25 protein-coding genes are annotated in these 24,947 nt (G+C 60.9%); 17 read left to right on the top strand and 8 right to left on the bottom strand.

The genetic code is table 11. The annotated features are described in order from the left end of the window. The first annotated feature begins 37 nt into the window (after positions 1-37). A complete protein-coding gene (locus tag ACYJRZ_RS05990; protein WP_459457091.1) occupies positions 38-1,003 on the top strand; it encodes a DUF1444 domain-containing protein in 966 nt (321 codons plus the stop codon). 30 nt (positions 1,004-1,033) lie between these two features. Here the strand turns inward: ACYJRZ_RS05990 and pncB are convergent, their stop codons facing one another. The 7 genes from pncB to ACYJRZ_RS05955 form a co-directional block, all read right to left on the bottom strand. After that, positions 1,034-2,338, bottom strand: coding sequence for a nicotinate phosphoribosyltransferase (gene pncB, locus ACYJRZ_RS05985; protein WP_459457089.1), 1,305 nt, complete (start codon positions 2,336-2,338; stop codon positions 1,034-1,036). A 199-nt stretch (positions 2,339-2,537) separates the two neighbouring features. Continuing rightward, positions 2,538-3,497 (bottom strand): 2-hydroxyacid dehydrogenase, encoded by a 960-nt coding sequence (locus tag ACYJRZ_RS05980; protein ID WP_459457087.1) that lies wholly within the window; start codon positions 3,495-3,497, stop codon positions 2,538-2,540. An 11-nt stretch (positions 3,498-3,508) separates the two neighbouring features. Further along, positions 3,509-5,146, bottom strand: coding sequence for an ABC transporter ATP-binding protein (locus tag ACYJRZ_RS05975; RefSeq protein ID WP_459457085.1), 1,638 nt, complete (start codon positions 5,144-5,146; stop codon positions 3,509-3,511). Then, positions 5,143-6,297 carry an ABC transporter permease gene (locus tag ACYJRZ_RS05970; protein ID WP_459457083.1) on the bottom strand — a complete coding sequence of 385 codons (1,155 nt, stop codon included), beginning with the start codon at positions 6,295-6,297 and terminating at the stop codon, positions 5,143-5,145. The genes ACYJRZ_RS05975 and ACYJRZ_RS05970 overlap by 4 nt, the downstream gene beginning before the upstream one ends. Then, a complete protein-coding gene (locus ACYJRZ_RS05965; RefSeq protein WP_411906232.1) occupies positions 6,297-7,391 on the bottom strand; it encodes a microcin C ABC transporter permease YejB in 1,095 nt (364 codons plus the stop codon). The genes ACYJRZ_RS05970 and ACYJRZ_RS05965 overlap by 1 nt, the downstream gene beginning before the upstream one ends. A gap of 171 nt (positions 7,392-7,562) precedes the next feature. Next, positions 7,563-9,416 (bottom strand): extracellular solute-binding protein, encoded by a 1,854-nt coding sequence (locus tag ACYJRZ_RS05960; protein ID WP_459457080.1) that lies wholly within the window; start codon positions 9,414-9,416, stop codon positions 7,563-7,565. Between the two features lie 105 nt (positions 9,417-9,521). Further along, a complete protein-coding gene (locus ACYJRZ_RS05955; RefSeq protein WP_459457078.1) occupies positions 9,522-10,157 on the bottom strand; it encodes a TetR/AcrR family transcriptional regulator in 636 nt (211 codons plus the stop codon). 37 nt (positions 10,158-10,194) lie between these two features. On the opposite strand from ACYJRZ_RS05955, the gene ACYJRZ_RS05950 reads away from it, so the two are divergent. The 7 genes from ACYJRZ_RS05950 (at position 10,195) to ACYJRZ_RS05920 (ending at position 16,982) form a co-directional block, all read left to right on the top strand. Next, positions 10,195-10,764, top strand: coding sequence for an isochorismatase family protein (locus tag ACYJRZ_RS05950; protein WP_459457076.1), 570 nt, complete (start codon positions 10,195-10,197; stop codon positions 10,762-10,764). A gap of 141 nt (positions 10,765-10,905) precedes the next feature. Continuing rightward, entirely contained in the window at positions 10,906-11,940 is a 1,035-nt protein-coding gene (gene mepA / locus ACYJRZ_RS05945; RefSeq protein ID WP_459457074.1) for a penicillin-insensitive murein endopeptidase, read from the top strand. A gap of 99 nt (positions 11,941-12,039) precedes the next feature. Beyond that, the gene (locus ACYJRZ_RS05940; protein ID WP_459457072.1) at positions 12,040-12,420 is read left to right on the top strand and encodes a methylglyoxal synthase; all 381 of its coding nucleotides are present in this window, start codon (positions 12,040-12,042) and stop codon (positions 12,418-12,420) included. A gap of 34 nt (positions 12,421-12,454) precedes the next feature. Then, positions 12,455-13,477, top strand: coding sequence for a glucokinase (locus ACYJRZ_RS05935; RefSeq protein WP_459457070.1), 1,023 nt, complete (start codon positions 12,455-12,457; stop codon positions 13,475-13,477). 265 nt (positions 13,478-13,742) lie between these two features. After that, a complete protein-coding gene (locus tag ACYJRZ_RS05930) occupies positions 13,743-15,482 on the top strand; it encodes an ABC transporter ATP-binding protein (protein ID WP_459458649.1) in 1,740 nt (579 codons plus the stop codon). A gap of 14 nt (positions 15,483-15,496) precedes the next feature. Further along, positions 15,497-16,321 carry a 4-hydroxy-tetrahydrodipicolinate reductase gene (dapB, locus tag ACYJRZ_RS05925; RefSeq protein ID WP_459457068.1) on the top strand — a complete coding sequence of 275 codons (825 nt, stop codon included), beginning with the start codon at positions 15,497-15,499 and terminating at the stop codon, positions 16,319-16,321. Between the two features lie 25 nt (positions 16,322-16,346). Continuing rightward, a complete protein-coding gene (locus ACYJRZ_RS05920; protein WP_112341831.1) occupies positions 16,347-16,982 on the top strand; it encodes a 2,3-bisphosphoglycerate-dependent phosphoglycerate mutase in 636 nt (211 codons plus the stop codon). 114 nt (positions 16,983-17,096) lie between these two features. Here ACYJRZ_RS05920 and phnF read toward each other — a convergent pair whose 3' ends face one another. Next, on the bottom strand, positions 17,097-17,831 hold the full coding sequence (gene phnF, locus ACYJRZ_RS05915) for a phosphonate metabolism transcriptional regulator PhnF (RefSeq protein WP_459457066.1): 735 nt from the start codon (positions 17,829-17,831) through the stop codon (positions 17,097-17,099). Between the two features lie 93 nt (positions 17,832-17,924). Here phnF and phnG point away from each other — a divergent pair, with 93 nt between their 5' ends. From phnG to phnC, 9 genes are all read left to right on the top strand, one after another. Beyond that, positions 17,925-18,401: a phosphonate C-P lyase system protein PhnG gene (gene phnG, locus ACYJRZ_RS05910; protein WP_459457064.1), complete on the top strand. Its 477-nt coding sequence runs from the start codon at positions 17,925-17,927 to the stop codon at positions 18,399-18,401. After that, positions 18,401-19,027 carry a phosphonate C-P lyase system protein PhnH gene (gene phnH / locus ACYJRZ_RS05905; protein ID WP_459457061.1) on the top strand — a complete coding sequence of 209 codons (627 nt, stop codon included), beginning with the start codon at positions 18,401-18,403 and terminating at the stop codon, positions 19,025-19,027. Before phnG ends, phnH begins: the two co-directional genes overlap by 1 nt. Positions 19,028-19,030: 3 nt before the next feature. Continuing rightward, entirely contained in the window at positions 19,031-20,140 is a 1,110-nt protein-coding gene (locus tag ACYJRZ_RS05900; RefSeq protein ID WP_459457059.1) for a carbon-phosphorus lyase complex subunit, read from the top strand. Beyond that, complete coding sequence (locus ACYJRZ_RS05895) at positions 20,137-21,030, top strand: alpha-D-ribose 1-methylphosphonate 5-phosphate C-P-lyase PhnJ (RefSeq protein WP_459457057.1); 894 nt, start codon at positions 20,137-20,139, stop codon at positions 21,028-21,030. The genes ACYJRZ_RS05900 and ACYJRZ_RS05895 overlap by 4 nt, the downstream gene beginning before the upstream one ends. Beyond that, on the top strand, positions 21,027-21,803 hold the full coding sequence (phnK, locus tag ACYJRZ_RS05890; protein WP_459457055.1) for a phosphonate C-P lyase system protein PhnK: 777 nt from the start codon (positions 21,027-21,029) through the stop codon (positions 21,801-21,803). Before ACYJRZ_RS05895 ends, phnK begins: the two co-directional genes overlap by 4 nt. Before the next feature lie 9 nt (positions 21,804-21,812). After that, positions 21,813-22,520, top strand: a complete 708-nt coding sequence (phnL, locus tag ACYJRZ_RS05885) for a phosphonate C-P lyase system protein PhnL (protein ID WP_459457053.1) — start codon at positions 21,813-21,815, stop codon at positions 22,518-22,520. Next, positions 22,517-23,134, top strand: a complete 618-nt coding sequence (locus ACYJRZ_RS05880) for a DapH/DapD/GlmU-related protein (RefSeq protein ID WP_459457051.1) — start codon at positions 22,517-22,519, stop codon at positions 23,132-23,134. Before phnL ends, ACYJRZ_RS05880 begins: the two co-directional genes overlap by 4 nt. A 93-nt stretch (positions 23,135-23,227) precedes the next feature. Further along, entirely contained in the window at positions 23,228-23,782 is a 555-nt protein-coding gene (locus tag ACYJRZ_RS05875; RefSeq protein WP_459457050.1) for a pyridoxamine 5'-phosphate oxidase family protein, read from the top strand. A gap of 224 nt (positions 23,783-24,006) precedes the next feature. Then, positions 24,007-24,861: a phosphonate ABC transporter ATP-binding protein gene (gene phnC, locus ACYJRZ_RS05870; RefSeq protein ID WP_459457049.1), complete on the top strand. Its 855-nt coding sequence runs from the start codon at positions 24,007-24,009 to the stop codon at positions 24,859-24,861. The last annotated feature ends 86 nt before the right edge of the window (positions 24,862-24,947 follow it).

Genomic DNA, 24,947 nt, shown 5'->3' with positions numbered 1-24,947 from the left:
GTTCTGCGGCAATACCGTTCAGTACTCGGGGATGCGCGTGTTCAATTTCCTGAAAAGGCTCTTCGGCAGAGGCGAGCGCGCGGAAGTGCGCCCCGGCCAAGCCTACCCGATGGAGGAGCCAGAGAACACGGCCGCCGCCAAAACCCTCGATCTCAACATTCCCGACGAAGCGTTGCAGGATGAAGCGGTCTTCGCCGCCTATCTGCAGGAACGCCTGCCGTTTTTCGGCGACCTGATCCGCGTCGACTACGATCCTGCCGCCGGCAGCCTGACGCTGCATAGCCGCAACGGCGATATGATGACGAAATTCCTGAGCAACGCGCTGCTGGCGCTGCGCGAAAAGCGCGGTCCGGCGCGCGCGCAGGCGCTCCTCAACTATCTCAACATGACGGAAGCCATGGTCGACAGCGGCGAACTCGCCAAAGTTCTTCCGGTCCTCAAAGCGCGCGACTTTGTCGAGGTTGCGCGGCAGCAGATGATACAGGCCGTCAAGGACGAGCCCAATCCGCCGCAATTCGTCTATCTGGAGGAAGCCGAAAACCTGATCAAGCTCTTCGTCGTCAACGGCGAAACGACGGTCAACTACGTCATGGCCGAAGCACTCGACGACTGGGGCATCGATGTCCGCGAACTTGCCGAGATGGCTCAGGCCAACCTGCAGAAATTCCTTGCCAAAACCGGCGTCCAGATCGCCAAACGTAGCCGGTTCCAATATATCGAGGTGGACGGTCAGTTCGAATCCAGCATCGCGTTCCTGCCGAATTTCTGGGCGCAGGTGCAGGAGCAATCAGATGGCGCGGCGCCGATCGCCGCCTTCCTGTCACGCGACAAGGTGTTCTTCACGCATGAGAACGACATAGAGGGCCTGCAGCTTCTGGAGCTGATCAGCACCGATCTCAGCGACGTGCCCTATGTTATTTCGCCGGATCAGTATCGGTGGGAAAATGGCCGCTGGACGCTATTTCGGCGCGTCGCGCGAATGGAAGCGGCGATCCGCCACTAGGCCTTTTCCGCAGTCCGGACGGAAAACGCTTTAAACCAGCACTTCCTGATCGACGCGATCCTCTGCGCCGAAGAACTTCAGATAGCGCTCGACTTCCGCTGGCTCGCCCGTCGCCTTCTGGGGATTGTCGGAGAGCTTCACGGCCGGCCGGCCGTTTGCCTCGATGACCTTGCAGACGATCGAGATAGGGTTCAGGCCCTTGAGCTCCGTCGGCGCGCAGCCGGCGAAGTCATTGGTCAGATTGGTGCCCCAGCCAAAGCTCATGCGAACACGGCCGTCAAAATGCTCGTAGGTGTCGATGATGGCATCGACATCAAGGCCGTCAGAGAAGATCAGCAGCTTCTGGCGCGGATCGCGGCCCATCTTCTTCCACCATTCGATGATCTTTTCGCCGCCCTCGATGGGTGGGGCGCTGTCTGGGCGGAAGCCGGTCCAGTCGGCTACCCATTCCGGCGCATTGCGCAGGAAGGAAGCCGTACCGAAGGCATCGGGCAGGACGACAAGCAGATTGCCGCCATAGAGGCGGTTCCAGTCACGCAGCACCTTATAGGGTGCCTTTCCGAGCTCTTCATCATTTTTCGCAAGTGCTGCGGCGACCATCGGCAGTTCATGGGCATTGGTGCCGACGGCTTCGAGATCGGAATCCATGGCGAGCAGGACGTTGCTCGTGCCGGTGAAAGCGTGCGGCACGCCTTCCTTCAAGGCCTCGACGCACCAGCGCTGCCAGAGGAAGCTGTGACGGCGGCGGGTTCCGAAATCGGAAATGCGCAAGTCCGGCAGCTCCCGCAACCGTTCCACCTTTTCCCACATCTTGGCCTTGGCCCGCGCATAGAGCACATCGAGCGTGAAGGGACCCAATGCCTTCAGAGCCGAGCGTGAACGAAGCTCGTTGATGATGGCGAGTGCCGGGATTTCCCACATCGTCGTTTCCTTCCACGAGCCGTGGAAGTCGAGAATATATTGGCCGTCGCGCTTCGAGAGCTCGTATTCCGGCAGCTGGAAATTCGACAGCCAGGCGAGGAATTCCGGCTCGAAGATCTGCGCGCGGCCATAGAAGGTATTACCCGCGAGCCAAATCATCTCTTTCTTCGAGAGGCGGAGCGTGCGGGCGTGGTCGAGCTGCTCGCGCAATTCCTTTTCATCGATCACCTCGGCAAGGCGGACGCTCTTGGTGCGGTTGATGAGCGAGAAGGTGGCGTCGACATCCGGATAGAGTTTCCAGATCATCTGCAGCATGAGGAGCTTATAGAAATCCGTATCGATCAGGCTGCGGATGATCGGATCGAGCTTCCAGGTGTGGTTATAGACGCGGGTGGCGATATCCGTCTTGGTCATGTCGTTCCTGCCCCGTCTCCTGCCCTGCGGACGTCATGCTAGCTGCCGACTATCCTGCCGGCATGCGGTTGTAGCGTCCTGTTATCAAAAAATGTTGAGCGAAAGTCCAGTCGCTGAAAGAAAATTGATACCAGGCAAATGCGCCGCATCTTGCCGGCGACAGCCCATAAGCCTCGCCCACCGTCATCCGAGGATAGACTTAGTAACCCCGGTTGCGATCCACCAGATGCTGCAGCGGCTCGCCGCGTTCGAAGCGGGCGATCTGCTCCTCGACATGACGCATCAGCGCCTTTTCGTCAGACACGGCGGAATCATGCGGCGTAATGATGACATTTTCCAGATCCCAGAGCGGATCGTCCGCAGCCAGAGGCTCGACGGCGAAGACATCGAGCGAGGCGCCGCCGAGGATGCCCGTGCGAACAGCCGAAGTGATATCGGCCGCAACCTGGCTCTTGCCGCGGCCAGCATTGATGAAGACCGGCTTGCCGAGCGGGCCGTTGCGATGCAGCTTGGAAAAGAGCGAGGCGTTGTAGATCCCGGTTGTCTCTGCCGTCAGCGGCAGCAGACCGACGAGAATGTCCGTCCGCGCCAGAAATGCATCGAGCCCGGCGGCATCGAAGGTTTCCATACCATCGATCTCTTTCCTGCTGCGGGACCAGCCGATGACGTTGAAGCCCATGATTTTCAATTTCGCGGCGGCATCGCAGCCGAGAACGCCGAGGCCCATGACGCCGACGGTAACGTCAGCGGCTTCCGGACCATGCTGTGGCGCCCAAACGTGCTGTCGCTGATTCCCGAAATGCCCCTGCACATCGCGCAGATGCATCAGGCACTGCATGACCACCCATTCGCTCATCCGCGTCGTGAGACTGCGATCCACGAAACGGACCATCGGAATATCGGGCAGGCCGGCAATCGACATCATGGAATCGACGCCGGCGCCGCCCGAGAAGATGACCTTGAGATTGGGCGCGCGCTCGAAAAGATCGGCATCCGGCTTCCACAGCAGCGCGTAATCGACATGCCTCAGATCCAGCCCCTTGCTGGCGGGGTCGGCGAGATTGATGCTGCCGCGATCCGCAAAAGCGGTTTCGAGTGCCCTTGCGACGGTCTCGGGGTTGAATTTGAGGTCGACGAGAACCGGGCTTTTGGCTGGCATGATGGTGGTCTCTATTGCTGGATGGCGGCGGTCGGCACCGCCTCGATATTGAAGGCGGCAGCGAGAAGCGCCCTAGTGTAATCCTCTTTCGGCGCCCGGAAAATATTGGCGGATGCGCCCTGCTCGACAACCTTGCCGAAGCGCATGACGATCAGCTCATTGGCAAGCGCCTTCACCACCTTCAGGTCGTGGCTGATGAAGAGGTAGGCAAGATCGTGCTTCTGCTGCAGGTCCCGCAGCAGATCGACCACCTGCGCCTGCACGCTCATGTCGAGCGCCGAGGTGGGCTCGTCTAGCATGACGAAGCGCGGCTTCAGCACCATGGCGCGCGCGATGGCGATGCGCTGGCGCTGGCCGCCGGAGAATTCATGCGGGAAGCGCCAGCGGGTGGATGGATCGAGACCCACTTCCTCGAGTGCCCAGCAGACGCGCTTGTCGCGCTCATCGGCAGAAAGCGACCGCTCATGTACCTTGAGCCCCTCGGCGATGATCTCGCCGACCGACATGCGTGGGCTGAGCGATCCATAAGGATCCTGGAAGACCACCTGCAGCTGGTTGCGCAGCGGCCGCATTTCGCGGAACGAATAGCCGGCTATATCCTTGCCAACAAAGGCGATACGACCCTTGGAGGAGATAAGCCGGGCGAGTGCGAGGCCGAGCGTGGTCTTGCCTGAGCCGGATTCGCCGACGACACCGAGCGTCTGGCCGGCCCTGAGCTTCAGATCGATGCCGTCGACCGCCTTTACATGATCGACGACCTTGCGCATGAAGCCCGCCTTGATCGGGAACCAGACGCGAATATCGCTGCCTTCCATGACCACCGGCTTGTTCGCATCGCTTGCCGGCGGCTCGCCGCGCGGCTCGGCGGCCAGCAGATGACGGGTATAGTCATGCTGCGGCCGAGTGAAGACGTCCTCCACCGTGCCGGTCTCGACGATCTTGCCCTTGGTCATGACGCAGACGCGGTCGGCGAACTTACGGACGATGCCGAGATCATGGGTGATGAACAGCATCGACATGCCGTGCGCACCCTTGAGCTCGCGCAGGAGTTCGAGGATCTGCGCCTGCACGGTGACATCGAGCGCCGTCGTCGGTTCGTCGGCGATCAGCAGTTCCGGGCGGTTGGCGAGCGCCATGGCGATCATCACGCGCTGGCGCTGGCCACCGGACAGTTCATGCGGATAGGCCTTGAGCCGCTTTTCCGGCTCGCGGATGCCGACCTGATTCAAAAGCTCCAGCGTGCGGTTGCGCGCGGCCTCGCCCACCATGCCCTGGTGCAGCGCCAAGATTTCGCTGATCTGCTTTTCGATCGAATGGAGCGGATTGAGCGAGGTCATCGGCTCCTGAAAGATCATTGTGATGTCGTTGCCGCGCACGGCGCGCAGCTCGTTGTCCGACGCCTTCAATAGATCCTTGCCCTTGAACAGGATTTCGCCGGAAGGATGGCTTGCTGTTGGATAGGGCAAGAGCTTCAGGATCGAATTAGCCGAAACCGATTTGCCCGAGCCGGATTCGCCGACCAGCGCCAGCACCTCACCCTTGCGGATATCGAAGGAGACGCCATCGACGGCAATCGACGTCTGCCCGCCTTGATGAAAGGCGACGGAGAGATTGCGGACTGACAGCAGCGGAGTGGAATTTTCGCTCATCGGAACGTCTTCCTCGGATCGAAGGCGTCGCGCACGGCCTCGCCGATGAAAATCAGCAGCGATAGCATGATCGACATGGTGAAGAAGGCCGAGAGCCCCAGCCATGGAGCCTGCAGATTGGATTTGCCCTGGGCGATCATTTCACCCAGCGACGGCGAGCCGGGCGGCATGCCGAAGCCCAAGAAATCCAGCGAGGTCAGGGTGGTAATCGAGCCCGACAGGATGAAGGGAACGAAGGTCAGCGTCGCCACCATCGCGTTCGGCAGCAGGTGGCGATACATGATGGTGCGGTTGTTGACGCCGAGCGCGCGGGCGGCGCGCACATATTCGAAATTGCGCGCCCGCAGGAATTCGGCGCGGACGACGCCGACGAGGCCAACCCAGGAAAACAAGAGCAATATGCCGAGCAGGATGAAGAAGCCGGGCGGCAGCACCGAGGCGATGATCAGCAGGATGTAAAGCACCGGCATGGACGACCAGATTTCGATGAAACGCTGCATCAGAAGATCGGTCCAGCCGCCGAAATAGCCCTGTATCGCACCGGCGCAGACGCCGACGACGGCCGAGCAGATGGTGAGCGCCAGGCCGAACAGCACCGAGATGCGGAAGCCGTAGATCAGGCGGGCTAGCACGTCGCGCGCCTGGTCATCCGTGCCGAGCCAATTGAAATTGCTCCAGTTGCAGTTCGGATCGGCAACGCCGCCGGCATAGCCCGAGCAGCGCGTCTCCTTGCTCATCGCCCAGAAAGGCGGCGTCGGCGCCGACATCCCCTTGGGAAGATTAGAGTTGGCAGTCTGATAGGAATAGTGGATCGGCGGCCAGATCATCCAGCCATTAGCGTTGATCTCGTCCTGAATATCCGGTGCGCGGTAATCCGTCTGCGCCAGGAAGCCGCCGAACTTCTCCTCCGGATAGTCGACGAAGACCGGCGTCAGGATCTCGCCCTTGTAGGAAACGAGAATCGGCCGGTCGTTGACGATGAACTCGGCGCCGAGGCTGAGGACGAACAACACCAGGAAGATCCAGAGCGACCAGTAGCCGCGGCGGTTTGCCTTGAAGTTCTCCCAGCGGCGTACATTGGTCGGCGAGAACAGTCCCTTGCGCGGCGGCTTTACCGTCGTCGGAACCGCTTGTTGGTTGGCTGCATCCATCACACGTCCCTCCGCTCGAAGTCGATGCGCGGATCGATCCAGGTGTAAATCAGGTCGGAGACGAGGCTGACGACGAGGCCGAGCAGCGAGAATATGAAAAGGGTGGCAAAGACCACCGGATAGTCGCGCTGGACGACGGAGAGATAGCTGAGACGGCCAAGGCCATCGAGCGAGAAGATATTCTCGATCAAAAGCGAGCCGGTGAAGAAGGCGGAAATGAAGGCGCCGGGAAAGCCGGCAATGACGATGAGCATCGCGTTACGGAACACATGGCCATAGAGCACCCGCCGTTCGGAAAGACCCTTGGCGCGGGCAGTGATAACATATTGCTTCTTGATCTCCTCGATGAAGGAATTCTTCGTAAGCAGCGTCGTGGTGGCGAAGGCGGCGAGCGACAGCGAGATCAGCGGCAGCACCAGATGCCAGAGATAATCGAGGATCTTCTGCCACCAGCTGAGGTCGGCGAAATTATCCGAAACGAGCCCGCGCAGCGGGAACCAGTCGAAGAAGGAGCCGCCGGCAAAGAGCACGATCAGCATGATGCCGAACAGGAAGCTCGGGACGGCGTAGCCGACGATGATAATGCCCGAGGTCCAGACATCGAAGGTCGATCCATCCTGCACCGCCTTGCGGATGCCGAGCGGAATGGAAATGGCATAGGAGAAGATCAGGATCCAGATGCCGAGCGAAATCGACACCGGCAGTTTCTGGGCGATCAGGTCGATGACGGTGGTATTGCGGAAGAAGCTCTCGCCGAAATCGAAGCGGATATAGTTCCACATCATCTGGCCGAAACGCTCCAGCGGCGGCTTGTCGAAGCCGAACTGCTTGTCGAGCTTGGCGATCAGTTCGGGATCGAGCCCCTGTGCGCCCCGATATTTCGAGCTGCTGTCATCGAAGGATTGCTGTGCAGCCAGGTCCGTACCGCCACCCGACAGGCGGCCGTTGGCATTGTCGCCCTGCCCGGTCAGCTGCGCGATGACCTGCTCGACCGGACCGCCCGGCGCAAACTGCACGATGGTGAAGGAAATCGCCATGATGCCGACAATGGTCGGGATCATCAGCAGGAGGCGTCGCAGGATATAGGCGCCCATCAGCCCACCGCTCCCTCATGGAGGGGTATGATCCGCCTCACCTCAATCCGTCCGTCGATCAAATCACATTCCCTTCCGCCGGATGCAAGCCGGCGCCGTCATATCAGCGTGAAACTATCCGAATCAGCCTCGAGCATTTGGAGCCAGCAGGCCCCTCATTGCAAGAGAGGCTCACTTGCCGGCGCTTTTCGACCACCAGACATCGGGGAAGCCGATTGAGTATTCGGGCAGTTGGGCCGGATGAGCGAATTTGTCCCAATAAGCGATATGGAAGCTGGTCGTGTAAAAGAGTGGAACCACGTAGTGATGAGCGAGCAATACACGGTCGAGCGCCTTGGCGACGGCGTCCTTCTCCTCGACGTCTTTGGCGAAAATGACCTTATTGACGAGAGCATCGATGCCTGGATCAGAAATACCGGCAAAATTGCGCGAACCCTTACGATTGACGGAGGCAGATCCCCAGAAATCAATCTGCTCGTTGCCGGGATTCAATGTTTGCGCCCAAACTGTCCAGATCATGTCATAGTCGAAGTTCTGCACACGATTGATGTATTGCGACGAATCGACCGTACGGACGCTAGCGTTGATGCCGATTCTCTTCAAATTCTGGGTATAGGGTAGAACCCACTTCTCCACGAAGGGACTGCCGAGCAGAATCTCGATCGATAAGGGTTTGCCCGTCTGGGCATTCACCATCTGGTTGCTCTTCAGAACATATCCTGCCTGTTTGAACAGATCGAGCGCTTTCCGCAGATTATCGCGGGCCTTCTGCTGATCGCCGCCGACCGGGTTGGTATAAGGCGTCGTGAAAACTTCAGCCGGAACCTTGTCCTTCACTTCATTGAGAACGCTGAGCTCTTTACCTTCTGGCAGGCCCGACGAAGCAAGCTTCGTGCCGAAAAAGAAGCTATTGATGCGGCTGTACTGATTAAAAGCGATGGTACGGTTCAGCTCTTCGAAATCGAAAGCATAGTTCAGCGCCTCACGAACACGCTCGTCTTTGAACTGATCGCGGCGCATGTTTGGCACAAGCGCCTGCATAACGCCGGTGGCGCGAAGCGGATTGGGCACTTCCTCGCGCTTGATGCGGCCGTCCTTGGCAGCAGGAAAATCGTAGCCGGTGACCCAGCGGCTTGCGACGTTATCCTGCCAATAGTCGATAGTGCCGCCGCGGAAGGCCTCGAATTCCACATCATTATCGGTGAAGTAGGTGTAGGAGATCGACTTTAAATTGTTCAAGCCAACATTGACGGGCAGGTCCTTGCCCCAATAGTCGTCGCGCAATTCGTAACGGATGGTGGAACCGGGCGAGACCGAAACGATCCTGTAGGGTCCGGATCCCATAACGGGCTCGAGCGTGGTGCGGGAAATATCGCGCGGTTTACCGTCCGGCCCCGTACCTTCCCACCAGTGCTTTGGCACGATCGGGAACTGGCCGAGAATCGACGGCAGTTCGCGATTGTTCTTCTCATCGAAATAGAAGGTCACGTCGCGATCGCCGGTCTTCGCGGCGCGCGTCACATGGCTGTAATAGCTGGTAAAGAGCGGGTTGAGTTCCTTCGCCTTGTCGAAACTGAAGACGACATCCTCTGGCGTCACCGGCTGTCCGTCTGCCCATTTGGCTTCGGGCCGCAGGCGGAAAGTAGCACTAGCAATATCTTCCGGATAGGAAACGCCCTCGGCGAGCAATCCATAGGAGGAGGAAACCTCGTCATCCGCCGACTTCAGAAGGCTGTCAAAGACAAGGCCCGCACCCAGAGAGCTTATTCCCGCAACGGTATTGCCCTTATAAAGTACCGGATTGAGGGTGTCGAAGGTGCCATTGCTAGACAGCTTCACCTCGCCGCCCTTCGGCGCATTCGGATTGACGTAGTCAAAATGCTTGAAGCCGGGCTGATATTTCAGGTCGCCGAGAATGGCGGTGCCGATGCGGAATTGCGGCTCTTCGGCTTTCGTGGATAGAGGCATTGCCAGCAGGCAAAAAAGAGAAACGACCAAACCTGCTTTCAATCGCGACAATGCCATTCATGATCTCCTGATGATGTCTGAGGAATCAGCATACGGCAAATGAGGGCAAAAAGCAGGACGCAACAATTCATCTCGTTGCAAAGACTGAAGACCGTCCCGGGTTCAATCTTTTGCTGTTGCATCCTCAAGACGTTTGCGCAGCATCAGCCGCAGTTCCGCGAAGACACGCCGGTCCTCGGCGGCATCAGGATCGCTGGAAACGACGACTGCAATGCGCAGCAATTCGAGCACGATGCCCGCCATCAGCACGATATCGTCCGTAATCGGTGGATGGGCCTGCCGCAGAATGGCGGCAATCAGCTCTCGCAACTCCGCGCGCGAGCGCGCCTTGCGGTCCTTCGGAATATCGCGGCGCCCGGCCAGCACGGGAAACTCTGGATATTGCTCGATGAAAGCGGCGAGTGCATCGAAAATTGCCTCGCCGCTATCGGCGGCGGAAAGCCCCGTGCTCCGTTCCGCCAAGTCGCGAAGCCCAGCCTTGAGCCGCTCCAGCCGATCGATATGCAGCGCCTCGGCAAGCAATGGCTTTGTCGGAAAGAACTGGTAGAGCGAGCCGATCGATGAATGCGCCTCCGCGGCGATCTCCGTCATCGTCGCCGCATCGTAACCCCTGCGCGCAAAGACCTTTGCCGCCGCTTCGAGCAGAATAGCGACGCGATCATGCCCCCGCTGCCGCTTCGGCGTGCGCGTCTTCAATTCTTCACTTGATTTTTGTGAGGCTACCCTCATATTTTCCATTGTGAGGATATCCTCATGTTTTTCTCGGAGCCCCCAGATGTCACTTTACGATCCCAAGACCACCGCCCTTGTTTCCATAGACCTGCAAAACCTCGTTCTCAGCCGCCCGCTCGCGCCTTACTCCGCCCAGCAGATCGTCACCAATACGGTCGCCATCGCAAACAGACTGAAGGCCGATGGCGGAACGACCGTGTTCGTGACAGTCGGATTTTCGGCAAACTATGCCGATGCTGTCAATCAGCCGACCGACGAAAGCTTCCCGCTTCCCCCCGGAGGCTTGCCGCCGGCTGCGCTGGAAGCTCCCGCGGAAATAGCGGCGCTGACGCCGGATGTCGCCATCGTCAAACACCAGTGGAGCGCCTTCTACGGCACGGAACTCGATCTGCAGTTGCGCCGCCGTGGTATCAAAACGCTGATCCTGACTGGTGTTGCCACCAATTTCGGTGTGGAAGGCACCGTGCGCGATGCCCATGCGGCAAACTACGCCGTCATTGTCGCCGAGGATGCCGTAACGACCCTTTCGCAGGAAATGCAGGATTTCGCCTGCACGAAAGTGCTGCCGCGGCTGTCGCGTATCCGCAAGACGGCGGAAATCCTGGCGAACTGATCCGTCTGAGAAAGGGTCCATTCGAGGAAGGGCGGCCGACCGGCAGCACCTGCGATTGCCGCGGATTCACATCCATCCTGTTTCAGGATAATCTCGCGGCAAATCACTTCGGCATCAGCCGACCGCCTTTCAAGGATATGCATGGCTTCACTTCTGGCTCGCGCCTTTCGAACGATCGGCAAATTCTCTCTCGCCACCTCGATCGGGATGGGCCTCGTCGCCGGCGATGCGCTGGCACAGCAGGCCGCCCCTTCGCCCGGCAGCGCCAAGGCTGTTTTCGGTGCGATGACGCTGCCAACGCAGGGACCGCCGCAATCGATCGGCTTCTATGCCAAGGGCTGCCTTGCGGGCGCCATCGCCCTGCCTGCGGATGGCCCGACATGGCAGGCGATGCGCCTGTCGCGCAATCGTCGCTGGGGACGACCGGAGACGATCGGCCTGCTCGAGCGCCTATCGCGCGATGCTGCGAAGAATGACGGCTGGCCGGGTCTGCTCGTCGGCGATATCTCGCAGCCGCGTGGCGGCCCGATGATCAACGGCCACGCCTCGCATCAGATCGGCCTTGATGCAGACGTTTGGCTAACGCCAATGCCGCGACGGAAGATGACGGCGGAAGAGCGCGAAGCCCTGCCTTTCACCTCGATGCTCGCCAAGGACAAGTTCCTGACGATCAACGACACAGTCTGGACACCGGCGCATGCCCGCCTCTTGATGCGCGCGGCGAGCTATCCGGAAGTCGAGCGCATCTTCGTCAATCCGGCGATCAAGAAGAAGATGTGCGAGACATGGACGGGCGACCGCACCAATCTCGGCAAGCTGCGGCCGGAATACGGGCACGATTCGCATTTCCATATCCGCCTCCGCTGCCCTCCCGGTTCTGTCGACTGCACGGGCCAGGCGCCGGTCGCCGCCGGCGATGGCTGCGACAAGTCGCTCGCCTGGTGGTTCGGGCCAGAGCCCTGGGCCAAGCCGAAGCCTAGCAACAAGCCGCCCCAAAAGCCGCGCGAAGTCATGGTTGCCGATCTGCCCAAGGCCTGCCAGGCGGTATTGGCGGCACCTTCGATTGCTTCCGCACGCCCCGTCGCATCCGGCGCCAAAACCGCCGGCGTTTCAGCGGAGACGGAGGCAATGCCGGCTTCAGGCGATACGCCGCCGGGCCAGATCCCGCAGCAATAGATCCTGGATCGTCCTTGCCAGAGGCGTCTTTCAAAACACGTCCCCTTGGTATAGAAGGCGGATAAATCGATTGAAAACATCGAGCGGAGCAAGGATTTCATGGCTGTCAGCAAATGCATCGCATTGATCGCTCACGATCAGAAAAAAGATGCGATGGCAGAATTTGCACGGCGCAATGAGGTCGCCCTCACCAATTGGAACATCGTCGCCACAGGCACGACGGGCGGCCGCGTGCTCGATGCCGCACCCGGTCTCAAGGTCACGCGCCTGAAAAGCGGCCCGCTCGGCGGCGATCAACAGATCGGTGCGCTCATCGCCACCGGCGAGATCGACATGCTCGTCTTCTTCATCGATCCCCTCACTCCCATGCCGCACGATGTCGACGTGAAGGCATTGACGCGGCTTGCCGTTCTCTACGACATTCCGATGGCGCTCAACGAATCCACTGCCGAGCGGCTGATCAAAACCCTGAACCATTAATCCGCCTTGCCGGCGGCAGACCACGGACCTGGCCATGCCCGAGCTCAATCACAGCGACGCCCCCCTGCCTTTCCCAATCCTGATCGGCGATATCGGCGGCACCAATGCGCGTTTCTCTATCCTCGTCGATGCGGACTCCGAACAAGAGCACTTCCCGGTCGTGCAGACGGCGAATTTCGCGACGATCGACGATGCGATCAAACTTGCCCTTGAAGACAGCAAGGTCCGGCCGCGCTCGGCAATTCTTGCCATGGCAGGCCCGGTGCAGGGCGACGAGATTCCGCTGACCAATTGCGACTGGGTGATCCGCCCGAAGACAATGATCACCAATCTCGGCCTCGAGGACGTGCTCGTCATCAACGACTTCGAGGCACAAGCGCTCGCGATCGCCGAGATTTCAGACGAACATCGCCAAACCATCGGCCAAGCATCTGGAAACATGACCGCATCTCGCGTCGTGCTTGGGCCAGGCACTGGACTTGGCGTCGGCGCCCTGGTCCATACCCAGCATCAATGGGTGCCTGTGCCGGGCGAAGGCGGGCATATCGATCTCGGGCCGCGCACGGAACGCGACCTGCAGATCTGGCCGCATCTGGAGCCGATCGAAGGCCGCATCTCGGCCGAGCAGGTGATCTGCGGCCGCGGCCTGCAGAACCTCTATCATGCGATCTGCGCGGCTGACGGCATCGAGCCGAGCTTGAAGGAGCCGGCCGACATCACCAACCACGCCCTTGCCGGCACCAACAAGCAGGCCGAGGAGACGCTGACGCTGTTCGTCACCTATCTCGGTCGCGTCGCCGGCGATTTCGCCATGGTCTTCATGGCGCGCGGCGGCGTCTATCTCTCGGGCGGTATCCCGCAGAAGATCCTGCCGGCGCTGCAGAAACCTGAATTTCGCGCCGCCTTCGAAGACAAGGCACCGCACACGGAATTGATGAAGACGATCCCGACGCACGTGGTCGTCAATCCGCTGGCAGCGCTTTCCGGCCTTGCGATCTACGCCCGTAAGCCGACAAACTTCGGCCTTGCCACGGACGGTCGTCGTTGGCGGCGTTAACCGCTCGCCAAACAGCCCATGGCGCGCCGAAACATTCGATGCGCCATGCCTTTTTGAAGGAGCCGCCTTCCTCTATAATGGATGCGGCTCCGTGATCGGCCTTAACCAGCCCGGCAGGCCATGTCTAGCCAAAGCCGTGCTAAGTCTTTAATAGAGCCGCGGAAGCACGTGCCAGATGCGGCTCGCTTGGTTCAAGACAGGAAGCCGATTATTGAAATTGCCTGACCCGAAAAGCAAAAACGTCGACAGCGAAGCCATTACCGGCATGCTGAAGCGTATTATCTCCGAGAACGGCCGCGAGCATATCTGGGGCTATTCGGTCGCAATATTTTGCCTGATCGTCGTCGCTGCATCCACGGCGACAATGGCTGCGGTCATGCGGCCGATCGTCAACGGCGCCTTCTATGAGCGCCGCGCCGAGGTCATGTGGCTGATCTGCCTTGCAATTCTCGCAGCCTTCATAGCGCGCGGTTTTGCCGGTTACTTTCAGTCGGTCATTCTGTCGAAGATTGGCAACGACATCATCGCCCGCTATCAACGGCGCCTCTATACGCATCTGATGACGCTTTCGGTCGGCTTTTTCAACGAGGCGCGGTCTTCGCAGATCGCAGCCCGGGTCAGCCAGAACGTGTCCGGTATTCGCGACGTGATGAATCTCGTTATCACTTCCACGGCGCGAGATCTTCTGTCGTTCATCTTCCTGCTCGGCAACATGGTCTATCAGGACCCGATGCTGAGCCTTATTTTCTTCGTCATCGCTCCGCCGGTCTTTCTGACCCTGCGCCACATTTCCAGACGCCTGCGCGCCGTCACGCGCGAAGCCGTCGTTCTCAACAGCCGCGTGCTTGGGGCGATGCAGGAAACCATTCAGGGAGTTTCCATCGTCAAGGCCTTCACGATGGAACGCGAACTCGAGCGCAAGGTCGACAAGCTGATTACCGCGGCGGAAAACCGCCAAAACCGTATTGCCCGTATTTCCGAGCGCAATGGCCCGCTGATCGAAACGGTCGCCGGCTTTGCCGTGGCTGGCGTCTTCGCCTATGCCGCCTATCGCTCGATCTACCAGAATGTGCCGCCGGGCGCCGTCTTCTCTTTCATCGTTTCTCTGTTGCTCGCCTACGATCCGGCGCGCCGCCTTGCAAAGCTGCAGGTGCAGCTGGAGCGCGCGGTCGTGAATGCACGGATGATCTACGAGCTGCTCGACATGGAGCCGCGCCAGCGCGACTTGCCGGATGCAAAGCCGCTCAAAGTCACCGACGCCCACATCGAGTTCCGCGACGTGCATTTCGCCTATGGCGACGAAGCCGTCCTCTCGGGTGTCAATTTCACGGCCGAAGGCGGACAGACGACGGCGCTCGTCGGCCCTTCCGGCGCCGGCAAGTCCACCGTCATCAATCTCATCCCGCGCTTCTATGATCCGAAAGCCGGCAATATCTTCATCGACGGGCAGGACATCGCGCATGTGACGAAACAGTCGCTGCGGGAACAGCTCGCCTATGTCTCGCAGCAGCCCTATCTCTTCGAGGGCACGATCCGCGACAATATCCGCTACGGCCGCCCGGAAGCGACCGATGCCGAGATCGAGGAAGCAGCGCGCCTGGCCTACGCCCACGATTTCATCGAGGCGCAACCGATGGGCTACGACACGCCCGTCGGCGAAAACGGCGTGACGCTTTCCGGCGGCCAGCGCCAGCGCCTGTCGATCGCCCGTGCGCTGGTGCGCAATGCGCCGATCCTGCTTCTCGACGAGGCGACATCGGCGCTCGACACGGAATCCGAAGCAGCTGTCCAAAAGGCGCTGGAAGAAGCGATGAGCGGCCGCACGGTCGTCGTCATCGCACACCGCCTGTCGACGGTTGTCCGCGCCGAAAAGATCGTCGTCATGCAGAACGGCCGTGTTGTCGAAGAAGGCAATCATGAGACGCTTGCGACATCAGACAATGGCCTCTACGCTCGGCTCAACAACCTGCAGCTACCGGCGATTTCAAGCAATTCCCGCAAATAGACGATAGAGACGACATGAGCGATGATGCGATGAAGCTGGTGGTGGTGGGCGCAGCGGGCCGCATGGGACAGGCTCTCATCCGCATCATTCATGCAACCGAGGGCGTAACTCTGCATGCCGCTGTTGCCCGTCCCGGCTCCGCCTTCATCGGCAAGGATGCCGGCGAGATCGCCGGGCTCGGGCCGATCGGCGTTCCCGTCACGGACGATCCGCTTGCCGCTTTTCTGCATGCCGAAGGCGTCATCGATTTCACGACCCCGGCAACCAGCGTCACCTTCGCCGGTCTCGCCGCACAGGCACGCATCGTCCACATCATCGGCACGACCGGCTGCTCGGACGAGGATGAGGCCAAATTCAAGGCCGCCGCGCGCCATGCCCGCATCGTCAAGTCGGGCAATATGGGCCTCGGCATCAATCTCCTGAGCGTGCTTGTCGAGCAGGCAGCGCGAGCGCTGCCTTCGAACGACTGGGACATCGAGGTGCTGGAGATGCATCATCGCCACAAGGTCGATGCGCCCTCGGGCACCGCACTGCTGCTCGGCCAGGCGGCGGCGAAGGGTCGCGGCATCGATCTCAACGACAATTCCGTTCGCGTGCGCGACGGCCATACGGGGGCGCGCCCTGAGGGCACGATCGGCTTTGCGACCCTGCGCGGCGGCGGCGTGGTTGGCGATCATTCAGTGATCTTCGCCAGTGAAAGCGAGCGGCTGACGCTCTCACACAATGCCGGCGACCGTTCGCTGTTCGCCCGCGGGGCGTTGCAGGCCGCACTTTGGGCGCGCGACAAGAAGCCCGGCTTCTATTCCATGCTCGATGTTCTCGGGCTCTCCACACGTTGATCCGAACCTATCAGGGAGAAATATTATGAGCGGCACTCTCGTCCTCGTTCGCCACGGGCAGAGCGACTGGAATTTGAAGAATCTCTTTACCGGCTGGAAGGACCCCGATTTGACGGCGCTCGGCATCGAAGAAGCCAAGACCGGCGGCAAGGCTCTTGCCGATTACGGCATCAAGTACGACATCGCCTTCACCTCGGCACTCACACGCGCCCAGCACACGTTGAAGATCATCCTGGATGAAATCGGCCAACCCGGCCTCGAAACGATCAAGGATCAGGCGCTGAACGAGCGCGATTATGGCGATCTATCCGGCCTCAACAAGGATGACGCCCGCGCCAAGTGGGGCGAGGAGCAGGTTCACATCTGGCGCCGCTCCTACGACGTTCCGCCGCCCGGCGGCGAAAGCCTGCGCGACACCGGCGCCCGCGTCTGGCCCTACTACCTCACCGAAATCCTGCCGCGCGTGCTCGCCGGTCAGAATGTGCTGGTCGCGGCGCACGGCAATTCGCTGCGCTCGCTCGTCATGGTTCTCGATCGCCTGAGCAAGGCGCAGATCCTCGAGCTCAACCTCGCGACCGGCGTGCCGATGGTCTACAAGCTCAAGGCCGATTCCACCGTCGCCTCGAAGGAAGTCCTCGGCGACATGTCCGGCGCGCATTGAGCGCAATCTATCGGGGTTAGAAAGCCCCTCACCCTAGCCTTCTCCCCGCCAGCGGGGGGAAAGTGGCCGCCCTTCGGCAAGCTCAGGAGGCCGGATGAGGGGCTATCCCCAACCTCAGTTCTCGACGGTGAAGCGCACCCTGTCGGCGGCGAAGCGCGAAATCGAATACTGCACCGGGACATTGTCGAGATCCGCATTGAGCGCCTGGGCGACGAGAACGATAGCGCCGGGGGATAGTTGCAGATCGGTGAGATCGCCTTCGTCGGCGTGCGTCGCGGTGATCTCGGTGATGACGCGGACGTAATCCGGAACGCCAAGCTCCTTGAATGCCTTGGTGATCGATCCGGTCGTCCGGTAGACCTCCGCGATATCGCCGAAACGATCTGCCGGAAACCAGCTGGTAGCGCGCGAGACAGGCCGATGATCCGCCTGGCCGAGCGTTTCCAGCCGGATTAGCGGCGTGCCCGTCTTGACCTTGAGCTGTTTGGCTAATTCGGCGCTGGCAGCCTCTTCGCCCGATGCAAGCAGCACGCTACGGGTCTCGCGCACCTGATCGCCGATCCCTTGCGAAAATCGCGTACGTCTTGAAATCGGAAAACTCAGCCGCTCCTTGCGCTCGATCAGCGTTCCGCGTCCCTGCACGGCCCGAACGATGCCTTCCTGGGCAAGTGCTGCCAGCGCGCTTCTGATCGTATGCCTGTTGACGCCGAACTGCAGCGCCAGCACCGTTTCCGGCGGCACCATACCCGTCTCGTCGAAGTCGCCGTGATTGATCGAGGTCCGAATCCGGTCGGCAATCTGCCGCCAGAGCGCTACCCCCGTCTGCCTCTGTATCTTCTGCCCTGCCATCTCGCCCTGTCACACGCTTGTCACGACTCACTAATAGATATAAACATATCTTGTATGGTTGTCTATATCAATAGACATTTAGAGGAAGGCGCGATGAATTCAGCACAAAGGCAGGAAGCGGCGGCACAGGAGCGTCGGGAACGCAAGCGCGTCGCCGACCTCTTGGCGCAGGCAGAACGCGACGAGCTAGAGGCAGCGTGGGAAGCATTGCCGAGCAAGCCGACGGTGCAGCCGGTACGCGGCCCCGAGACGGGACTCGTCATGGTGCGCGGCCGCATCGGTGGTGGAGGTTCCCCGTTCAATCTCGGCGAAGTCACAGTGACACGCGCTACCGTCAGGCTGGCATCCAATACAATCGGCCATGCGCACGCGCTTGGCACGGATCGGGAAAAGGTCCGGCTTTCGGCCATCTTCGATGCTCTTTGGCAGCAATCGGCCACCAAGGAGTTCGTCGAAAAGGCGATCCTGCAGCCGGTGACCGAACGTATCGAAAACTATGATCGCAAGCGCGCGGAAGAGACGGCGGCGACCCGCGTCGATTTCTTCACCATGGTTCGCGGAGAAGATTGATGAGCCTTTCCAGCACCCCAACCTTCGGCAATGAGGCCCTGACCGGCGGCTTCACCGATCCGGTTTTCGACGCCCAGAGTATCTTCAAGATGACGATGGACGCCATGGCACGCCCGGGCACCCTGCAGACCATTGCGGCCGACATTGCGCCGCCGGCTCTACTCGGCATCGCTGCCGGCGCCATTGGGCTCACCCTTTGCGATCACGATACACCGGTTTGGCTCTCCACTGGCTTCGCGCGATCGAGCCTGCCGGAATGGTTCGCCTTCCACACTGGAGCGCCCGTCATCTCGGAAAGGCTGGAAGCACATTTTGCTTTTATCGAAACCGGCATGGCGCTTTCCTCCTTCAGCCAGTTCGGCATCGGCACCCAGGAATATCCGGACCGTTCGACGACGATCGTGCTTGAGATCGAAAGCCTGGACGGCGGCAAGGACCTCGCGCTTTCCGGCCCCGGCATCAAGGACATCACGATGATTGCGCCGATCGGTTTGCCGGATGCATTGCTGCGCATCTGGAACGACAATCGCGCCCTTTTCCCACGCGGCGTCGATCTCATCCTGACCGCGGGCCGGCAATTCCTCTGCCTGCCACGCACCACCAAGATCACCGCGACGGAGTTGTGACATATGTATGTTGCCGTTAAGGGCGGCGAAGCCGCCATCGCCAATGCTCACCGGCTGCTGGCCGACCGTCGCCGCGGCGACCGTTCGCTGCCGGCTATTGGCATCGACCAGATCGTGGCGCAGCTCGCACTTGCCGTCGATCGCGTCATGGCCGAGGCCTCGCTTTATGACCGCACGCTCGCCGCACTTGCCGTTCGCCAGGCGCGCGGCGACATGATCGAGGCGATCTTCCTGCTCAGAGCCTACCGCACCACGCTGCCGCGCTTCGGCTATTCCCAGCCGCTCGACACCGCTGTCATGAAGATCGAGCGCCGCATTTCCGCGACCTACAAGGATTTGCCGGGTGGCCAGCTTCTCGGCCCGACCTTCGATTATACGCACCGTCTGCTCGACCCCAGCCTTTTGACCGACGAGCCTGTCGATGAGCCGATGCAGCGGCCAGCTGAAGATGGCCGCGTGATGCGTGTCTCGGAAATTCTCGGCCAGGAAGGACTGATCGAAGGCGACGGCACTATGCCTGTCGATCACGAGATCGGCGACCTGACGCGCGAGCCGCTGGAGTTCCCGATGACCCGCGACCTTCGCCTGCAGGCGCTCGCCCGCGGCGACGAAGGCTTCCTGCTGGCGCTCGGCTATTCGACCCAGCGCGGCTATGGCCGCACCCACCCCTTCACCGGCGAAATCCGTATCGGCGAGGTGGAAGTGGAATTCGAGGTGCAGGAACTCGGCTTTGCCGTCTCGCTCGGCCGCATCCAGGTGACCGAATGCCAGATGGTCAACCAGTTCAAGGGCTCGGCTAAGGCACCGCCACAGTTCACCCGTGGCTATGGCCTGGTCTTCGGCCAGAGCGAGCGCAAGGCCATGGCAATGTCACTGGTCGACCGCGCGCTGCGCGCCGAAGAGCTCGGCGAAGACATCGTTGCGCCGGCACAGGACGAGGAATTCGTCATTTCCCACTCCGACAACGTGCAGGCGACGGGCTTCGTCGAACATCTGAAGCTGCCGCATTATGTCGACTTCCAGGCCGAACTCGACCTGGTGCGGCGCATGCGCCGCGACTTCGAGGCCGCTCGCGATCGCGGCATGGAACCCATGACGGAGGCAGCCGAATGACCGAACTCGCCACCTACAATTTCGCCTATCTCGACGAACAGACCAAGCGGATGATCCGCCGCGCCATTCTGAAGGCGATCGCCATTCCCGGCTATCAGGTGCCTTTCGCCTCCCGCGAAATGCCGATGCCTTACGGCTGGGGCACCGGCGGCGTGCAGCTGACGGCGGCGATCATCGGCCCGCAGGACGTGCTGAAGGTCATCGACCAGGGTGCCGACGACACGACGAACGCCGTTTCCATCCGCGCCTTCTTCCAGAAGGTCGCCAATGTCGCTGTCACCACCCGCACGGAAGAGGCGACCATCATCCAGACGCGCCACCGCATTCCGGAAGCCAAGCTCGGGCCGAACCAGGTGCTGGTTTACCAGGTGCCGATCCCAGAACCCTTACGCTTCCTGGAGCCGCGTGAGACCGAGACGCGCAAGATGCATGCGCTGGAGGAATACGGCCTCATGCATGTGAAGCTCTATGAGGATATCGCCCGCAACGGCCGCATTGCCACGACCTACGCCTATCCGGTCAAGGTCGCCGGCCGCTACGTCATGGACCCATCGCCGACGCCGAAGTTCGACAATCCGAAAATGCATCTGTCGGACGCGCTGCAGCTGTTTGGCGCCGGCCGCGAGAAGCGTATTTATGCCGTGCCGCCCTATACGGAAGTGGTCAGCCTGGATTTCGAGGATCATCCATTCGAAGTGCAACGCTTCGACAAGCCCTGCGCTCTTTGCGGCGCCGAGCAGGTCTATCTCGACGAAGTGATCCTCGACGACAAGGGCGGACGCATGTTCGTCTGCTCCGATACCGATTTCTGCGAGGATCGCCGCGCCCACGGCCATGCCGGGCCTATGCTGGCGTCAAATGGGCTCGCATCCAAGGAGGCTGCCGAATGAGTGACTCACCCCTTCTCAAGGTCAAGGACGTCTCGAAATTCTACGGCAGCCGCATCGGTTGCCGCGATGTGTCCTTCGAACTCTGGCCCGGCGAAGTGTTGGCTATCGTCGGCGAATCCGGCTCCGGCAAGACGACGCTGCTCAACTGCATCTCGACACGGCTACTGCCGACGACAGGCAGCGTCGAATACCATATGCGCGACGAGACCTATCGCGATCTCTTCCGCATGAACGAGGCCGAGCGCCGCTTCCTGATGCGCACCGACTGGGGCTTCGTGCACCAGAACCCGGCCGATGGTCTGCGCATGACGGTCTCGGCCGGCGCCAATGTCGGCGAGCGGCTGATGGCGATCGGCAACCGCCACTATGGCAACATCCGCCACACAGCCATCGACTGGCTGGAGCGGGTCGAGATCGATGCCGACCGCATCGACGATCAGCCACGCGCCTTCTCCGGCGGCATGCGCCAACGCCTGCAGATTGCCCGCAATCTGGTGACTGGCCCCCGGCTGGTCTTCATGGATGAGCCAACCGGCGGTCTTGATGTATCCGTGCAGGCCCGTCTGCTCGACCTGGTCCGCGGTCTCGTCAACGATCTCGGCCTGTCGGCCATCATCGTAACCCACGATCTCGCGGTCGCCCGCCTCCTGTCGCATCGCATGATGGTGATGAAGGACGGCCAGGTGATCGAGCATGGTTTGACCGACCGCGTGCTCGACGATCCGCGCGAACCCTATACGCAACTGCTGGTCTCTTCGATCCTGCAGGTCTGAGGAAGAAACATGGCAACCCCACTCGTCGTTTCCGAAGTATTCAAGAGCTTCACCATGCATCTGCGCGACGGCATTCGCCTGCCGGTCGTTGCCGATGTCTCCTTCTCCGTCGCCGCCGGCGAATGCGTCGTGCTCGGCGGTCCGTCCGGCATCGGCAAGAGCTCGTTGCTGAAGATGATCTATGGCAACTATGCCGTCGACAGCGGCCAGATCCTGGTCACTCACCGGGACAGGATCGTCGATCTCGCCACTGCCGATCCGCGCACCGTGCTTGACGTCCGCCGCCAGACAATGGGCTATGTCAGCCAGTTCCTGCGCACCGTGCCGCGCGTCGCCGCCATCGATGTCGTTGCCGAGCCGTTGCTGGCACGCGGTGTGACCGTGAGCGAAGCCCGCGAAAGGGCAGCCGAACTGCTGGCGCAGCTGAATCTCCCGAAGGAACTCTGGCAACTGCCACCTGCCACCTTCTCGGGCGGCGAGCAGCAGCGCGTCAACATCGCCCGTGGTTTCATCACCGATCACGCCATCCTGCTGCTCGACGAACCAACGGCATCGCTCGACGCCCGCAATCGTGCCGTCGTCGTCGACATGATCGAGCAGAAGAAGGAAGCCGGCGTAGCACTGCTGGGCATTTTCCATGATGAGGAAGTGCGCGAGGCCGTCAGCAGCCGCATTCTCGACGTCTCGCAGTTCTCGCCGCGGAAGGCCGCCGCATGAGCCGCAAATTGGGCGAGACGCCCTTCATCAGCGCCTCGGCCAGCGTCAGCAATTCGACGCTCGGCCGCTATACCGAGGTCTCCGACCGCTGCCGCATCGACGAAGTCGAGATGGGCGATTATTCCTACATCATGCAGGATGGCGCGGTCTGGTGCGCGACGATCGGCAAATTCGTCAACATCGCCGCCGCCGTGCGCATCAACGCCACCAACCATCCGACATGGCGTGCGACGCTGCACCATTTCACCTATCGCGCGGCCGACTACTGGCCTGACGCCGATATGGAGACGGATTTTTTCACCTGGCGGCGCGACAACCGGGTCGTTATCGGTCACGACGTCTGGATCGGTCACGGCGCCACGATCCTGCCGGGTGTGACAGTCGGCAACGGTGCCGTCATAGGGGCCGGCGCGGTCGTCTCCAAGGATGTCGCCCCCTATACGATCGTCGGCGGCGTGCCGGCCAAGCTGATCCGCGAACGCTTCACCGCCGAAATCGGTGCGCGCATGGATAGGCTTGCCTGGTGGGATTGGGATCACGACCGGCTGCGCACGGCGCTTGCCGATTTCCGTGCCTTATCTGCGGAAGATTTCCTGGATCGCTACGCCGCCTGAGGACGCTTTTCACCCTCAGCGGGCTTGCGAGGCGGTGACAAGCGATCCAGCTTTCAGATGATCCTTGCAAGGACGGGATCGAGAGGAGTTTCTATGGCAAAACAGTTTTCCAGCGTCGACGATCGCCTGCGCGATTTCATCGCGCGGCAGCATATCTTCTTCACGGCATCTGCGACATCGGCGTCCCGGGTCAATGTTTCGCCACGCGAAACGTTGTGCCTGCGGATCATCTCCCCGAACACCGCCATCTATCTCGACCGCACTGGCAGCGGCAACGAGACCGCGGCGCATATGAAGGCCGACGGACGGCTGACGATCATGTTCTGCGCCGTCGAGGGGCCGCCGATGATCCTGCGCCTCTATGGCCGCGGCCGGATCATCCATCGCTCGACGCCCGAATATCGTGAATTGCTGCAAAATCACTATGCGGATGAAGAGCCGCTCGGTGCACGGCAGATCGTGTGGCTGGACTTCGATCTCGTGCAGACCTCCTGCGGCTTCGGTGTGCCGCTCTTTTCCTATGAAGGCGAGAGGCCGAGCCTCGACCAATGGGCCAAAGCCAAGGGTCCTGATGGCATTGAAGAATATCGGCGCGAGAAAAATAGCTTCAGCATGGACGGCCTGCCGACCGGCATGTTTGATGGCTAAATTTAACGGAAAGCCCTCAGCCGGCTAATCTTGCGAAAACGACGGGAATTGTAACAGCAGTTACATAAAACTGACATCGGAGCTTCATGAAGCGGGACTAATCGGTTGCCTTGTGATTGGCGCCGACCCCGTCGAAACTCCCTTCGAGGCAGGGGCATGCGCCCATTCTTAGCACCGGTACCGCTGAAATTTCTGCAGCCCGGCAGCCGCGAAAGGGAAGCACTATGTTCGAACTCAGGAATGTCTCGCGCCGGTTTGGAAACAAGCTCGCTGTCGATTCCGTCACTTTGGACATACCGCAGGGACAGATGGTCGGTGTCATTGGCCGCTCCGGCGCTGGCAAGTCGACGCTGCTGCGCATGATCAATCGCCTCGCCGATCCGAGCTCCGGTTCCATCCATTTCGCCGGCACCGAGGTTTCGAAGCTCAGCGGCCGTGCGCTGCGGAGCTGGCAGCGCGATTGCGCCATGATCTTCCAGCAGTTCAACCTCGTGCCGCGCCTTGACGTGCTCACCAACGTCATGCTCGGCCGCCTCAACCATCGCTCGACGGTTCTGAGCCTGCTCTCCGTCTTCACCCGCGAAGAGCGCATCGAAGCCATCGCGGCGCTTGAGCGCCTCGGCATCGAGCAGACGGCCCTGCAGATGGCCGGCACACTTTCCGGCGGTCAGCAGCAGCGCGTCGCCATCGCCCGCGCCCTGATGCAGCAGCCGAAGATGATGCTGGCCGACGAGCCAATCGCCTCGCTCGATCCCCTGAATGCCAAGATCGTCATGGATGCGCTGCGGGATATCAACGAGCGCGAAGGCATCACCGTCATCACTAACCTGCATACGCTGGACACGGCGCGCAACTACTGCGAACGCATCGTCGGCATGGCAGCCGGCAAGGTCGTCTTCGACGGCAAGCCGACCGATCTGACGGCAGCAGCCGTCAAGGAAATCTATGGCACCGACAAGGACGGCGCCGGCATCAACGAGACTATGACGTCGACATCCATCAACATAGCCGATCCGGCCGCGCAAGCCGCGGCGACTGAATCTGCCGGCCCGCAACCGCTGGCACTGGCCGGTCTCTGAGAGGGACGGCCGGGATCGAAGGCCCGCGTCAAGGGCGCATTTCTTCTATCAGACCGAAGACATCCGGGGACACCGGTTAATCAGGA

This window comes from Rhizobium sp. No.120, from assembly GCF_054558365.1.
Note: the sequence above shows the minus strand (reverse complement) of the source record. Positions and strands in the feature narration are given on the sequence as shown.